Origin of the sequence: Virgibacillus necropolis (genome assembly GCF_044793635.1) — a bacterium.
In the GTDB taxonomy this organism is placed as follows: Bacteria; Bacillota; Bacilli; order Bacillales; family Amphibacillaceae; genus Virgibacillus_F; species Virgibacillus_F necropolis_A.
The window spans coordinates 2,008,714-2,023,721 of the sequence record NZ_CP084992.1 but is presented as its reverse complement, the minus strand read 5'-3'; the positions used below and the strand labels follow the sequence as shown (position 1 = coordinate 2,023,721).

At 37.3% G+C, this 15,008-nt stretch carries 13 protein-coding genes, 1 pseudogene and 1 riboswitch; of the genes and pseudogenes, 8 read left to right on the top strand and 6 right to left on the bottom strand.

Going from position 1 to position 15,008, the window contains the following annotated elements:
• Positions 1-49 precede the first annotated feature (49 nt).
• Positions 50-829: a GNAT family N-acetyltransferase gene (locus LG329_RS09610; protein WP_404450601.1), complete on the bottom strand. Its 780-nt coding sequence runs from the start codon at positions 827-829 to the stop codon at positions 50-52.
• Between the two features lie 184 nt (positions 830-1,013).
• A riboswitch (SAM riboswitch) is annotated at positions 1,014-1,115 on the top strand.
• A 68-nt stretch (positions 1,116-1,183) separates the two neighbouring features.
• Here LG329_RS09610 and LG329_RS09605 point away from each other — a divergent pair.
• Positions 1,184-1,390, top strand: coding sequence for a hypothetical protein (locus LG329_RS09605; protein WP_404450600.1), 207 nt, complete (start codon positions 1,184-1,186; stop codon positions 1,388-1,390).
• 42 nt (positions 1,391-1,432) lie between these two features.
• On the opposite strand, the gene LG329_RS09600 is transcribed toward LG329_RS09605, so the two are convergent.
• The gene (locus tag LG329_RS09600; RefSeq protein ID WP_404450599.1) at positions 1,433-2,083 is read right to left on the bottom strand and encodes a lysoplasmalogenase; all 651 of its coding nucleotides are present in this window, start codon (positions 2,081-2,083) and stop codon (positions 1,433-1,435) included.
• A 141-nt stretch (positions 2,084-2,224) separates the two neighbouring features.
• On the opposite strand from LG329_RS09600, the gene LG329_RS09595 reads away from it, so the two are divergent.
• From LG329_RS09595 to LG329_RS09580, 4 genes and pseudogenes are all read left to right on the top strand, one after another.
• Complete coding sequence (locus tag LG329_RS09595; RefSeq protein ID WP_404450598.1) at positions 2,225-2,614, top strand: (deoxy)nucleoside triphosphate pyrophosphohydrolase; 390 nt, start codon at positions 2,225-2,227, stop codon at positions 2,612-2,614.
• A gap of 125 nt (positions 2,615-2,739) precedes the next feature.
• Positions 2,740-4,639, top strand: a pseudogene (locus LG329_RS09590) (DEAD/DEAH box helicase family protein); the annotation flags it as partial.
• Positions 4,640-4,841: 202 nt separating this feature from the next.
• Positions 4,842-5,237, top strand: a complete 396-nt coding sequence (locus tag LG329_RS09585; protein ID WP_404450597.1) for a GNAT family N-acetyltransferase — start codon at positions 4,842-4,844, stop codon at positions 5,235-5,237.
• A 19-nt stretch (positions 5,238-5,256) separates the two neighbouring features.
• A complete protein-coding gene (locus tag LG329_RS09580) occupies positions 5,257-5,913 on the top strand; it encodes a Type 1 glutamine amidotransferase-like domain-containing protein (RefSeq protein ID WP_404450596.1) in 657 nt (218 codons plus the stop codon).
• Positions 5,914-6,006: 93 nt separating this feature from the next.
• Here LG329_RS09580 and LG329_RS09575 read toward each other — a convergent pair whose 3' ends face one another.
• From LG329_RS09575 to LG329_RS09560, 4 genes are read right to left on the bottom strand one after another with little or no spacing between them, the layout of a single operon-like run.
• Positions 6,007-7,422, bottom strand: a complete 1,416-nt coding sequence (locus tag LG329_RS09575; protein ID WP_404450595.1) for an FAD-binding oxidoreductase — start codon at positions 7,420-7,422, stop codon at positions 6,007-6,009.
• A gap of 29 nt (positions 7,423-7,451) precedes the next feature.
• Positions 7,452-8,831 carry a YjiH family protein gene (locus LG329_RS09570; RefSeq protein ID WP_404450593.1) on the bottom strand — a complete coding sequence of 460 codons (1,380 nt, stop codon included), beginning with the start codon at positions 8,829-8,831 and terminating at the stop codon, positions 7,452-7,454.
• Positions 8,832-8,882: 51 nt separating this feature from the next.
• On the bottom strand, positions 8,883-10,187 hold the full coding sequence (locus LG329_RS09565) for an aspartate aminotransferase family protein (protein WP_404450592.1): 1,305 nt from the start codon (positions 10,185-10,187) through the stop codon (positions 8,883-8,885).
• Positions 10,188-10,201: 14 nt separating this feature from the next.
• On the bottom strand, positions 10,202-11,536 hold the full coding sequence (locus tag LG329_RS09560; protein ID WP_404450591.1) for a sigma 54-interacting transcriptional regulator: 1,335 nt from the start codon (positions 11,534-11,536) through the stop codon (positions 10,202-10,204).
• Between the two features lie 304 nt (positions 11,537-11,840).
• On the opposite strand from LG329_RS09560, the gene LG329_RS09555 reads away from it, so the two are divergent.
• The 3 genes from LG329_RS09555 to LG329_RS09545 are packed head-to-tail and all read left to right on the top strand — an operon-like array spanning position 11,841 to position 15,007.
• Positions 11,841-12,473: a TetR/AcrR family transcriptional regulator gene (locus tag LG329_RS09555; RefSeq protein WP_404450590.1), complete on the top strand. Its 633-nt coding sequence runs from the start codon at positions 11,841-11,843 to the stop codon at positions 12,471-12,473.
• Between the two features lie 12 nt (positions 12,474-12,485).
• A complete protein-coding gene (locus LG329_RS09550; RefSeq protein ID WP_404450589.1) occupies positions 12,486-13,403 on the top strand; it encodes an ATP-binding cassette domain-containing protein in 918 nt (305 codons plus the stop codon).
• The gene (locus LG329_RS09545; RefSeq protein WP_404450588.1) at positions 13,403-15,007 is read left to right on the top strand and encodes an ABC transporter permease; all 1,605 of its coding nucleotides are present in this window, start codon (positions 13,403-13,405) and stop codon (positions 15,005-15,007) included. The genes LG329_RS09550 and LG329_RS09545 overlap by 1 nt, the downstream gene beginning before the upstream one ends.
• Position 15,008: the final 1 nt, after the last annotated feature.

Sequence of the window (15,008 nt, the reverse complement as noted above, 5' to 3'; positions counted from 1 at the left end):
GCCAAATGATTTTTTGGTGGTGGGTTTTTAGTTTGCAGTCGTCTGTCCACTACTTTCTAAAAGATGGTGACTGGCAGCCATAGGAATATGCTAAACATAGAAATCCACAATTCTCTAAAATAGGTCTACTCATTGGACTAGCATCTACAGTAAGAAAAGGATGCCCTTTTTCATACGCCTTTTTCGCTCGGGCAGCTAGTAAAGCACGGTAGAAGCCTTTACCTCGATATGCTGGCAACGTGGAACCTCCCCAAAGACTAGTGAAGGAAGAATTACTCTCTAGATACATCCAAGCCGCACTTACAAGCTTATCCCCTTCATAAATACCGTAAAGATATAATGATTCAGGATTGCTCTGTTTATCGCGCCACAGCCTTGTGCCTAGCTCAGCATGTGATTCATTCCAAATAGAGTCCTCAAGGGCTATAATGTCCTGAATGCCCTTTTCATCCGTAATTTGTGATAACTTTTTATGTTGGGGACACTGAAGCAACGGGAGATTTTCATCTAACTTCATAACCATGAGCGCCTCAGGGTTATCGATTGTGAAACCTTCTTGTTGAAGGATATCTTTTAGATCAGTTGGATGATCGTAACTATAAACCTTCCATTCGAACTCCTTTTCAAGTTCTTGAAAATAGTTTATTTCTTCTTTAATAATTCCCCTTGCGTTCATATCATCTAAATTGGATGATATGATGAAGTTTTTATCCCCGGATTGGGATAGATGACGAACTACATTATCCGTTTCTTCTCTAGTAAAACCAAGTGTCTCTGCCTCTTGTCGAAGTTCCCTGTGAAAGACTGCGAGTAATTCCTTTTTGTTCATAAATTTTAATCTCCTATAATGAGTCATTTTTTAACAGTAGTTTAACATATATTATTTTTTTACAGAATAGAAGGAAAATATATGGATAATAGCTGCAATGAGTATAGTTTGATAAAAAAGAATGGTAAGGGCTGGGTTAAAAAAGACATTTTAGCGCGTCCCATGTATACTAATAGTAATTAAATAGTTATCAAGAGTGACCGAGAGAACTGGCTTAACGACGTCACAGCAACCTGCTAAAGTAAGGTGCTTCCACCAGCAAAGCGATTGCTTTGGATGATGAATCGGTAGAAGACCCCTTTATGCAATCAAAGCATTAAGGGGTTTTTACATATTATTAAGGAGGAGTTTGGGATGAAACGTGTATTCGTTAAAGATGGAAAGGTGAAGCAATTGACAAAGAGGCATTTTAAAAGTCTGCAGGCACGAAATACATCAAGAGTAGTCAAAGATATGACACCGGAAGAGATAGAATCGTATAATAAAGAGCGGCATGAGAGGTTTATTGTTCCTTTGATGGAAAGTAATAGGAAATCGATGAAAAAGAATGTGTATAGATAATAGAAGCAATTGAACAGGAGAGGAATGTTGTATTCCTCTCTATTATGACTTACCCGTCGCAATTGTACCCAAACTATGTGCAATAAGGAATTGTGCTCCATAATATGTTGTCATAATAAGTAAACCAGAATAATTCACCTGCGTTATAAACATATTCCAAGACAAGATTGAATCGGAAACAACAAATAAGAGACTCCCCAGGATCGCCCACTTATTCCCAGTCAAAATCGCTGACCAGGCCATCAATGAAATGACAATTATATAAAGAAGGACAGGCACTAACAGTTCCTCATTCCCATCCCGATTCAAAGCATCAACTAGCTTCAGGCCCATGAAAAAGCCGTACACAACAATAGGAATAATCATCGCAAAACGAATCTTGGAAAACTTCCATTGTGTAAAAAAACCTGCCATGTAAAACACATGACCGATGAGGAAGGCTGATAATCCTATGACAAACCAGTGCAAAGTGGCATCCCCGATCATGCAGAAGAAAAGGCCAGTTAAAATCAACCAATGCGTAATAGACTTTTTTCTTGGCAACTGCCTTGTTGCATAAATAATTATTAGAACCATTGGGATTAGTTTAAATAAAAGTTTAAGGCCAAGTGGTTCTTGTGGGACCAGAACAATGTAGATTAGACTCATTGCTAGAATAAGTATGGGTAATCGGTTGGTTGGTATATGAATCACTTCCTCTATAGATTTTCTTAATAATAGAATTAATTCTATACAGAGTTATTAAACCCTTCTTAAATAAAGTTATTTTTATGTGATAAGATAAATCTATATTAATAAAAATGAAAATTCGCAGATATATGCAAGGAGGTAACAATGAAAAAAGATATTCATGTAGTGGGGGCAGTAATCACTGAAGAAAATAAAATCCTATGTGCACAAAGGGGAACAACTAAAACATTACCTTATAAATGGGAATTCCCAGGCGGGAAAATAGAAAAAGGCGAGTCACCACAAGAAGCTTTAAAGCGAGAAATTGATGAAGAAATGCATTGCAAAATAGAAATTGGAGAGAAAGTAGAACACACTGTTTATGAATATGACTTTGGTATCGTTCATTTAACTACATATTCCTGTAAACTTATAGAAGGCAAGCCAGTGTTAACAGAACACGCGTCAATAAAGTGGTTGTCTCCCAATGAACTAGTATCGTTAGATTGGGCTCCGGCAGATATTCCAGCAATTGAAAAATTATCTAGTAAATAAATCTATAAAATACTTCAAAGCTATTCTAAATATGGATAGCTTTTTGAATATTTTAAAATAAGTTTGCGAACTTAAAACTAGAGTAGTAGAATTAACCTATATATTGGTAATGATTGGTGGTTTACATGGAAAATTTTATTCAAAATCTAGAAGCATCATTACATAAAGGATTTATTGATCAAAAACATACTAAATCAGGTAGCTATACACCGAAGCTACTAGTAAATAACACGAAACAAAATGAAAGCGTACTAACTTCATTGCTAGAAGAACTGGTCATTTATTTTTTCAGTTGCTTTTATAACAGAAAGTGGGCTTGCAACACTGAAATCCCATTTTTTGGACTTGAAAAACAAAGGGGTAAAAGGTCGGATACTAACCTCTACATTTTTAAATTTCAATCAACCTAAAGTGTTTAGAGAGCTAATGAAGATAACAAATGTCGAAGTAAGATTGACTAATCTAGAAGGTTTCCATTCAAAAGGATATATATTTGACCATGATAATTATTATTCTTTAATTGTTGGGAGCTCAAATCTAACTGCCCATGCACTTAAAGTCAATTATGAATGGAACGTAAAACTAACCTCACATGAAAATGGAGAAGTGGTCAATCATTTTAAAAATCAATTTGAAGAGGTTTGGGATGATGCAATATCATTGACTGAAGAATGGGTTAATAATTACGAGAAAGTATATACACCAATTGATTATAGAACGTCAGAAAAGGTGATTGAATTACCTACCGAATATAATGCCAATCCCCTAAAAGATGCGCTGAAGATTAAACCAAACAAGATGCAGGAAGCAGCATTGCAAGAGATACAAGCTGTACGAGATGCTGGTCATAACAAAGGGTTGGTTATTTCAGCTACAGGGACAGGGAAAACGTATCTTTCAGCATTTGATGTCATGCGATTTGCACCGAAGAAAATGCTTTTTGTTGTCCATCGGGAACAGATTCTGAATAAAGCGAAGTCAGATTTTCAAAGAATCTTAGGTGGCTTAGATAAAGAATTTGGAATACTATCAGGTTCAAGTAAACAAACAGATGCCAGATATTTATTTGCGACGATCCAAACTATTTCTAAAGAAAGTACCTTACATCAATTCGATCGCGATGAATTTGACTACGTTTTAATTGATGAGGTTCATAAAGCTGGTGCTAAATCTTATAATAGAGTCATTGACTACTTCACACCTGAATTTCTAATGGGCATGACTGCTACACCTGAACGTACCGATGATTTTAATATTTATGAGCTATTTGATTATCATATTGCTTATGAAATTCGTCTGCAAGAAGCACTAGAAGAAGATATGCTTTGTCCTTTTCATTACTTTGGTGTAACCGAACTTGAATATAATGGCGAAACTATTGATGATACAACAATCTTATCTAAACTTGTTACTGAAGAACGTGTAAATCATATCATCGATAAGATTAATTACTATGGATTTTCTGGTGATAGAGTAAAAGGTTTGATGTTCTGTAGCAGAAAAGATGAAGCATATAAGTTATCAAAAGCATTGAATGAAAAAGGATTTTGTACAGTTGCATTAACGGGTGATAATTCACAAGAAGAAAGAATGCATCAAGTAGATAGACTGGAAAATGGTGCACTTGATTACATTATTACCGTGGATATTTTTAATGAAGGAATCGATATTCCAAGTATTAATCAAGTAGTTATGCTAAGGCAAACCCAATCCAGTATAATTTTCATTCAACAGCTTGGTCGGGGCCTGCGTAAACATAACCAAAAAGATTTCGTTTCTATTATCGACTTTATTGGAAATTACAAAAACAACTATTTAATTCCAATTGCACTATCGGGAGATAAATCACAGAATAAGGATAATGTGCGTCGCCATACTACTGAAACCAGTTATATAAAAGGTGTTTCGACGGTTAACTTTGAAGAAATTGCTAAGAAGCAAATTTTTAAAGCGATTAATAACAGTAACTTAACAGCAATGAAAATTTTAAAAGATGCGTATGTTGAGTTGAAAAATAGAATTGGTTTTCTAAGTAAAACATGGTTGCCTTTAATAATTGGGGAATCGTTCAAGTTGATCACCTCTTAGGTCATTTATTTTCCATTCACAATATAATGATAAAGCTTGTTATCAAGGAAGTGATGTTCAGGATCGTTTTAAATGTGGACGAAGTCTGGAACTTATTAGATTGTACGGTGGGAGTACTAAAAATTTAGAACCCTTCACTATGGATAGTGCAAAATATCTTATCGATCGCATCCTAAAGGAAAAGCTAAATTGGTGTGTGGAATATAAAGGCCGTTGCATAGGCGAAGCCAGACTCACAGTATCTGACCAGGATAATCGTGCGAAGTATGCTGTTGGTTTATTTGACTCATCTGTTTGGGGGAGAGGCTTAGGAACTGAAATCACACAATTAGTATTACAGTATGCTTTTGAAGAATTAAGTCTTCACCGGGTTGATTTAAGGGTTTTGGAATACAATCATAGAGCAATAGCTTGTTATGAGAAATGTGGATTTTTTAAAGAGGGTGTAGAACGTGAGGGAGCACTAATTGAAGGTAAATATGAGACGGATGTTATGATGAGCATTTTAGACAGAGAATATCAAGCTATGAAATAAAAAAGCAAAAGGTGATCAAATGGACAAACATCTATTTCTATTCGGGGGAGGACCTCCATTCACGTCAGACATGGCAAATAGATTTGTAGCAATGACAACAACCAATGAACCAATTTCAATTTTATTTGTAGAAAGGGACGGTTGGGAAGAATACATGTCCAAGTATACAGATGAATTAAGAGATTTAGGATTGAACGAATTTCATATTCTGCCGCTTCCTTCAACACCTATAAAAGAGGCTATCGACTGTATAAATAATAGTTCTGGGATTATTATTAATGGTGGTGATACAAATCTATATGCTGACTATATTGTAGATACACCGTTATCAAATGCTATAAGGAAAAGCTATGTTGCAGGAGTTCCTGTAGCTGGTTTTTCAGCTGGTGCATTAATAAGCCCTGAAGTTTGTATTATTTCTGCTAAAGATAATGAACAAAATGAATTTCAACAAAGAAATGGTTTGGGATTAATTTCTGACGTAGTAATAGCAGTACATTTCTCACAATGGGATGATGAATGTCACCTGAGAGAAGCGGTAAATAAATATAAAGATTACATGAATTACGCTATAGATGAAGAGACTGGTATTTATTTAGAAAATGATAGACTTGTAGCTACTGAAGGTTACGGAGTTTATCGTATAGTTGAAGACACTTTGAAAAAGATTAATTAGAAAAGGAATCGATTCGCTAGCGCATAATAGTAACTTAAGATTATTAGGTTTAGGTGCTAGTTAAAAAATAGCACCTAAACCATTATCCTTAAATTAATAAAATATCTTCCCCGGATTCAAAAGCCCTTCCGGATCAAGCATTTGTTTTACACCCTTCATAATCCCAACTGCATCTCCGTGCTCGGCCTTTTGGAGTTTCATCTTACCAAGTCCTACGCCGTGTTCTCCTGTACAAGTTCCACCAACTTCAATTGCACGCATGGCAAGGGCTTCATTTGTATATTCAGCCTTTTCTTGTTCACCTGGGTTATTTGAGTCAAAGATTACGATGGTATGAAAATTGCCATCACCTACATGTCCTAAGATGCCACCTTCTAATCCACTTTGTTCAATAAGTTCACGTGCATAGACAACGAGTTCTGGAAGTCGCGAAATTGGCACGCAAACATCTGCACCTGTATCGGCCATTCCTTTTATATGTCCATAGGCATATGATAGCTCATGGCGTGCTTTCCAAAGTTCCTTCTGTTCCTTGGGGTCAGTGGCTACTTTCCAGTCCTGACAGTCAAGATCGTTCATTAACTCTTGCGCTAGTTTAATCTCCTCTTCAACAGCAGCCTTCAAACCTGCAAATTCAAAAAACAAGGAATGCTTGACTGGATAATTGTATCCCCCATACATATTCACCTGTGAAATACTTTGAGCATCAACCAGCTCCATGCGCATTACTGGAATACCACTAAGCAAAATAGTTTGGGCTGCTTGGGCACATTTTTCTGGTGTATCAAAGGTACATCGCGCTACCATTGTATACTCTGGTATTCCATGAAGTCGTAATGTCACTTCTGTAATAATCCCTAATGTACCTTCAGAACCAGCGAATAAACCTGTTAAATTGTAACCAGACGATGACTTTTTAGCATGTGTACCAGTATGAATCACTGTACCATCGGCTAAAACCACTTCCAAATCAAGCAGTTGATCCCGCATAGAGCCGTAACGTACTGCTGTCGTTCCACTTGCGTTCGTTGCAACCATTCCTCCAATTGTTGCATCCGCACCAGGATCAATTGGAAACATTAAGCCTTTTCTATTTACCAGTTTATTCAATTGTAAACGTGTAAGGCCTGGCTGTACGGTAATGGTCATGTCATCTGGTGAAAAATCCACTACAGCGTTCATATTTTCAAAATTAATCGAAATACCCTTATGGATCGGAATGGCCTGTCCTTCCAATCCAGATCCTGCACCAAACGCTGTAACAGGAACACGATGTGCATGTGCTACTTCTACAATATTTTTAATATCATCTTTGCATTCCGGAAAGCAAACGACATCTGGCTCAATAGTCTTATGGGGTGATTCATCATGGCTGTGACGAAACAATTCAGTTTCATTTTGACTGACTTTATTACTGCCGATTCTATCAATAAGATGTTTAATATAAATTTGTGATACCCCCTTGGAAATTTGAAGTTTTGATAAACAAAACAGGAGAGAAATAATCATTCTCTCCCGTTCAGATTAGTACATCCCCGCTAATAAATAAGGTGAGCCATTAAAGCGATAATTGGCAATGAGATTAATGTACGTTCCATAAATACTAGGAACAAGCGTCCAACACCAACAGGGATTTTTGAAATAATTAGTAAGGTTCCCATCTCGGTCAAATAGATGATTTGAACAAGTGATAATGCACCAATCACAAATCTAGTAATTTCTGCATCGATTCCAGTTGCTAGAACTGCCGGTATAAACATGTCAATAAACCCGACTATAGTAGCTGGAGCAGCCTCGGCAGCTTCTGGGATCTGTAGCATTTGTAAAATTGGAACCATTGGCTTGGAGATAACTTCAAAGACTGATGTAAATTCAGCAATGATAAGTGCGATTGTACCAATGGCCATAACTTGTGGCATTAAAACGAAAATAATGCCCAGGAATACGTCAGTTCCTTGTTTAACTTGATCTTTAAACGAACCTGCATCTTTTGCTCGTTTAATTGCTTGATCGAGTCCCCATTTAAACCTAGATACACCTTCAGGAATATATTCGTTATAGTCATTTTCCTTCATGTAAGTATCTGGGATTCTGGAAAGCGGTGGAATCCTTGGAACAATAACGGCACTTACAACCCCTGCGATACAAATTGTTAAATATAAAGGTAGAAACATATGATCAATATTCAACATTCCTGCTATTACAAGGCAAAATGGAAGCGATACGGATGAAAAGCAAGTTGCGATTGCAGCAGCTTCCCGACCTGTATAAAATCCATCTCGGTGCTGTTCTCGTGTTATGACGACGCCAACATTTACGTTTCCAACCCATGAAGCTAATAAATCAATGGCTGAACGTCCAGGTAACGTGAAGAGTGGTTTTATTACGCTTCTAAGCAATGTACCAAAAAACTCCATTGCACCAAAATTAATTAGGTATGGCATTAAATAGGATGCAACTAGGAACCATACAATTAATGAGGTAAGTAAGCCAAACATTACTTGTCCGGTAACTTCTGAGTTTATCAAATTAAAGCCTACCCCATAAAAAGTCATAAACGCAAAGACTGTTCCTAGTATTCTTGTAACTGTCCAGAACATGGATACGTTGAATAATGAGTTTAATAGATTTGAATTTAAAATTACTTTTGGTTTAAATATGGTTGTAATTAATGTAAATAAACCGGAAATTAATATAACGTACGTAACAATTGCAGGAAGTACATCAGCTAATAAGCTAATTAAAAATTCTGTTATGATTCCTAGTGGTATGTTAAATGTACCTTCAATAAAAACAGGAAATAAGAAGATAAATACACCGAATAAAGAAGGAATCAAAAATTTCATTAAACCTCCTATATCAGTTCCCTTTTTCACTTCACTCTCATTTAGTTGCTCCAATTTACTATTCATATTCATTGACAAGCCCCCTCGTATTATATGAACCTTTTCATGCCCCAATTTGTTTCGTTATAATGCCGCAAAAACCTCCTCAAGTACATTTAATCCATGGTCGATTTGATCTTTTGTAACAGTTAAAGGAGGGATCATTCGAATTACTTCACCAGAGTTTCCACAAAGATAAAATAAAACGCCTTTTTCTAAACAACCATTCAATACTTTCATTACAGTGTCACCATCTGGTTTACCTGTCTCAAGGTCTTTCAGTGCAATTCCAACCATTAGGCCCACACCACGAACATCATCAATTACTGGATACTTTTCTTTGATTTCGCCCAATCGTTCAAGTGTGTATTCCCCCATTAAGTTAGCGTTCTCTAGGAGTTTTTCTTCCTTAATTACTTCAAGTGATGCTCGGGCTGCCGCACAAGCTATTGGATTACCACCAAAAGTAGTGCCGTGTGCACCCAATGGCCATTGATCCATTAGCTCTTTAGAAGCTATTGTTGCACTAAGAGGGAGCCCTGCTGCTATTCCTTTTGCGACTGCCATAATGTCGGGTTTTACATCAAATGTTTGGGCAGCAAACCAGTTACCTGTACGTCCGAATCCAGTTTGGACTTCATCAAAGATAAGTAATATATCATGGCGATTACATATTTCCCGGACTTTCTTCAACCATGATTTTGGTGGGATAATGTATCCACCTTCACCTAGGATAGGTTCCAAAATCATACATGCTACCTCTTCTGGATCAACTTGATGCCTAAATAAATTTTCCGCATCTCTTTCTAACTTTTCGGCAAAAAATACTTCCGGGTCCATTCCTTCCGGGCAGTCTTCCGGATGCGCGTAAGGTAGTTGGTATGTAAGCCATGATGGTTGTTGATGCTTACGATATTTACTTTTGGATGTTGAAACGCTTAAAGCACCTATTGAACGTCCATGAAAACAACCTGTGAAAGAGATGGCATACGGACGTTTTTTCACATACTTTGCTAACTTCAATGCGCCTTCAATGGCTTCTGTCCCGCTGTTCGCAAAGAAAAAGTTATCTAGCTTAGGTGGAAGTATGGATTGAAGTTCTTCCGCTAGCTTTAAAATCGATTCATATATAATTACGCCTGATGGACCATGTACTAAATGATCCGCACTGTCTTTAATAGCTTGTACAACTGCAGGGTGTCTGTGACCAACGTTTTCCACAGCAATGCCTGATGTGAAATCAAGATACTTTTTACCATCTGCACCGTAGTAATAACATCCTTCCGCCTTTACAACAGGTAAGTTTGGATGATCTTTTGCCATACTTGGTGCAAGGAAATTACCAATTGAGTCCACTAATTCCTGCCAATTGCGTTCTGTTTTTACCATTTAAAAATCCCCCATTATAGTTTATCTGAATACTTTTTTAGTTTACGAACCACTGACGGTTGACTTATCCCTAAAATCTTGGCCATTTCAGTAGTTGTTTTATATCTCTTTTGCGCATTAATCAAAACTTCTTCTTCTACTTTTTCGAGAATTGCGGGTAATGTACGTCCGTCAATTTCGAACGTATCAAGGCTAGAGTCATTCCTTCGATACTCTACGGGTAAATCATTCTTGGTTATGATAGCTGACTCATTTTGAACGATTAACCGTTCCATTAAATTCTTTACTTCCAAATGGTTGCCGCTCCATTCCATATGTAACAATTCGTGAAATAAACTATCTGAAAGCTTTTTACTAACCTGGTATTCAGCTGTATACCTATCAACGTATTTCTGGATAATTTTACTTAAATCCTCTAATCGCTCTCGTAGCGGTTTAATTTGAATAGGAACAACGTGTAAAAAGTAAAATAGATCTTCCCTAAATTGTTTTTGTGCCACTAAATTCTCCAAATGCAGCTCGGTTGAACTGACAATTCTAAAGGTACCTTTTGTTTGTTGCAGCGCTTTTAATAGAATGGTTTGAGAGGCTAATGAAAGCTCATCTACACCCTGCAGATATAATGTCCCAGATTGGGCCACTTGGAGAAACCCAATTTTATTATCAGACCCTGTCTCAGACCGGCCAACTAATTCATGTTCAAAAATTGCGTCCGGGATGGTAGCACAATTCACCTCGATAAACGGCCCATCTCGTCGTGCACTCTGTTTATGAATCAGTTTAGCTATTGTGGATTTCCCCACACCACTTTCTCCTTGTAAAATAACTGGGACATTAAGTGGGGCAATTTTGTTCACTGTTTTCAGGATTTGTTTCATCGATTTACTCTCCGAAATAATCCCTTCGATACTTAAACTTTCTTCCCGAAGTAATGCCAGTTCCCCTTTGACCGTTGACATTTCACCTTCAAGTTCATGTAGATAATCCTGAAGGTCGTGTAATTCTGAAACCTCATAGGAATAACTAATTATAAATTCTACCTCGTGCACCTCATTAAACAGTGGAATAGCTGTAATAAGTACCTTTCTTCCATTCAAAGTGGTTTGGACGAGCGCAACCTTCTTTTTCTGTTTTAAAACTAAAGGCGTGATAGCTGGAGAAAAAATTCCCTTAGCCTCTAACTCATAGACAGATTGTCCTAATAAATCATTTGCTGATAAGTCGTAATTCAAGCCACTGATATGTGTAACCTTAATAATTTTTCCATCCCGATTCGTTACAATAATGTCTTCATCATACGAATCGATGATCTCCTCTTCCGCATTTGGAAGCAGGTATAAACTTTGCACGGGATTATTCACATCCTTTGATACATCTTTCAATCCATATTTAAATAATTATTCAATTTTGTATATTGAGTATACATAATAGAATTTTGATATGCAAGACTAATCGATATTTTCTGTTATTTTTATTCGTTGTTTAATCGTAAGCAAAAAATAAGGTAATCCAGTAAGTGTTGCACTATCGTCATATAATTTTTCACAGGCAAAATATATATTGACCAGTGTGGTCTAATGGTGTTACACTCAAATCGACCAAAGTGGTCTAAGTAAGAATAAGTAAGAATAAAAATACTGTAAGAGAGGGTGATTGGCTATTAATCCAACATTTCATAACCTCGATGATGCTAAGCAAAAACGAATTTTGAATGCTGCTTTACAGGAATTCGCGGAGAATGGATATGAGCGAGCTTCAACGAATCAAATTGTGAAGAATGCGGGAATAGGGAAAGGAATGCTTTTTTACTATTTTAATAATAAAAAGGATCTTTACCTGTATCTGATTGATCATGCAATTAACATTGTGACCACGGAGTTTTTCAGCCTGATTGATATGACAGAACCCGATTTCATTGAGCGGTTAAAGGAGATAGCCCGCGTGAAATTAGCGTATCTCCATGAGTATCCAAATGTTAGTAATTTTATAGCTATCGTATTTTTAAATGATGAAGCGAACTTACCTGAGGAATTGGAAAAACGGCTTTCTGACGTGCAAAAGGTTGGTACGTCAATGTTGTATGACAACATTGACCCAAAATTATTCCGTGATGATGTCAATGTGGATAAAGCCTTTAAGCTTATACGCTGGTCAATAGAGGGATATCAAAATGAGTTGATGAAACAATTCAAAGATCAACCAATTGCTTTGATTGATATCGAACCGTACTGGGACGAATTTTATGAATACCTGGATGTTCTAAAAACAAGTTTTTATACAAAATAAGGGGGATTCAAAATGAGTTTGCTGAGAGTAACTAATTTAACGAAGAAGTTCGGTAAGTTCACGGCGCTAGATGGGGTTAATATGGAAGTGAATAAAGGCGAAGTTTTTGGTTTCATTGGTCCAAACGGTGCTGGTAAATCGACAACCATTCGTGTGCTGCTTGGTATTTTGAAGGCAACAGAGGGTGAAGTAAAGATTTTTGGCAAGGATGCATGGAAAAGTGCGGTGGATATTCACAAACGCATTGCCTATGTTCCTGGTGATGTGAATTTATGGCCAAACTTAACTGGTGGGGAAGTAATTGATCTATTTGTGAAATTGCGTGGAGGAAATAATAAAAACAGACGAGAAGAGCTGATCCGGAAATTTGATTTAGATCCTTCGAAGAAATGTAGAACGTATTCAAAAGGAAATAGACAAAAAGTGGCGTTAGTAGCTGCCTTCTCATCGGATGCAGATTTATATATTCTTGATGAACCGACATCAGGTCTTGATCCATTGATGGAACAAGTTTTTCAGGAGTGTGTGATGGATGCGAAAAACGAGGGGAAAAGTGTCCTGCTTTCCAGTCATATTTTATCTGAAGTAGAAAAACTATGTGATAGAGTCGGTATAATTCGCCAGGGTAAAATTATTGAAACGGGAACGTTGAGTGAATTACGCCATTTAACACGAACAAATCTGCTTGTCGAGACTAAACAGCCAATGACTTCCTTATCCGAATTAAAAGGTGTTCATGATATAGAAGAAAAGGAGCAAGGTCTGTCTTTCCAAGTAGATACAGAAGAAATGGACAATGTAATGAAACATATTTCCCAATATGGAATTGTTAAATTAGAAAGCGCACCACCAAAATTAGAAGACTTATTCATGCGACATTATGATGGAACGGATACTACTGCGAATAGAGGGGTAGGAGGTGTTTCCTAATGGCAGGAAACTTATTTAAACAAACGGGTTCACTCTCTCGATTAATTATACGGCGGGACCGAATTCGAATTCCATTATGGTTAATTGGACTATCTTTTTTCACATTAATGGTACCTGTTTCCTTTACTGATTTATACGCAACCCAACAAGCAAGAGATGTTATGGCGGAAACGATGAAAAACCCTGCAATGACAGCGATGGTAGGCCCTGGTAATCTGGAAAACTATACGATTGGTGCCATGACGACACATCAAATGCTGCTTCTAACTGCGGTTGTTGTTGGTTTGATGAGTGTTTTACTGGTGACCCGACATACGAGAGCAGATGAAGAGGATGGACGAATTGAAATGATTCGGTCCTTACCAGCAGGGCGTTTATCTAACTTAAACGCTACGTTATTCGTTTTATGTGTAACGAATGTAATTTTAGCTCTTATTACCGGTTTTGGCTTATATGCTTTAGGGATAGAAAGTATGGATTTAGAGGGGTCTTTATTATATGGAGCCGCTTTAGGCTCAACTGGCATTATCTTTGCGGGTGTAACTGCTTTATTTGCACAGCTTTCAGAGAGTTCACGTGGTACGGTTGGCTTTTCAATAGCAGTACTAATTCTCGCTTATCTGGTACGCGCTATAGGTGACGTTGGTAACGAATCGTTATCCTGGTTGTCTCCTTTAGGGTGGGTGACGCAAACAGAGGCCTATTCTAGCAATAATTGGTGGCCGATTGTATTGATGCTTGGGGTATCTATCATTCTATTTATTCTAGCAAATTACTTGAATGCTATACGGGACTTGGAAGCTGGATTTTTCCCTTCCAGACCAGGAAGAAAATACGCTTCTTCCTTTTTACAGAGTCCATTAGGTCTTGCATTGAGACTACAGCGTACAGGTACGATTGCCTGGGCAGTTGGTATGCTCCTGATGGGACTATCTTATGGATCTGTTATGGGTGACCTGGAATCATTTTTTCAAGGTAATGAAATGATGGAGCAGATGTTAGCGACTACTGCTGAGGGCTATTCAATAACGGAACAGTTTATTCCGATGTTAATGATTATCATGGCGCTACTCGCAACGGTTGCTCCTATCATGGCAATGAATAAACTTTATGCAGAAGAGAAAAAGAATCGTATTGAACATCTACTGGGAAGAGCTGTTTCACGTACGAGGCTTATGGGAAGTTATCTGATTATCTCGGTTGTTAATGGATTTATAATGATTTCTTTTGCTGCAATTGGGTTATGGGCTGCGGGAGCTGCTGTCACAGATGAAGGCTTCGAGTTTGGAATGATTTATGGAGCCGCAATTGCATACTACCCAGCCATGTTAGTTATGATTGGTATTGCAGTGTTTCTTATTGGGTTTATACCGAAGCGGAACATTCTCCTTTGGCTTTACGTATTTTACTCATTTATTGTTCTTTATCTAGGTGGATTATTCCAATTTCCGGAATGGGTGGGCAAACTCTCTCCATTCGGACATATTCCTCAACTACCAATTGAGGAATTCGAATTTATGCCGATCTTCATCTTAACAATAATTGCAGTTATTTTAATGGTTGCAGGATTTATTGGATATAAGAAAAGAGATATTGAAGGTTAAT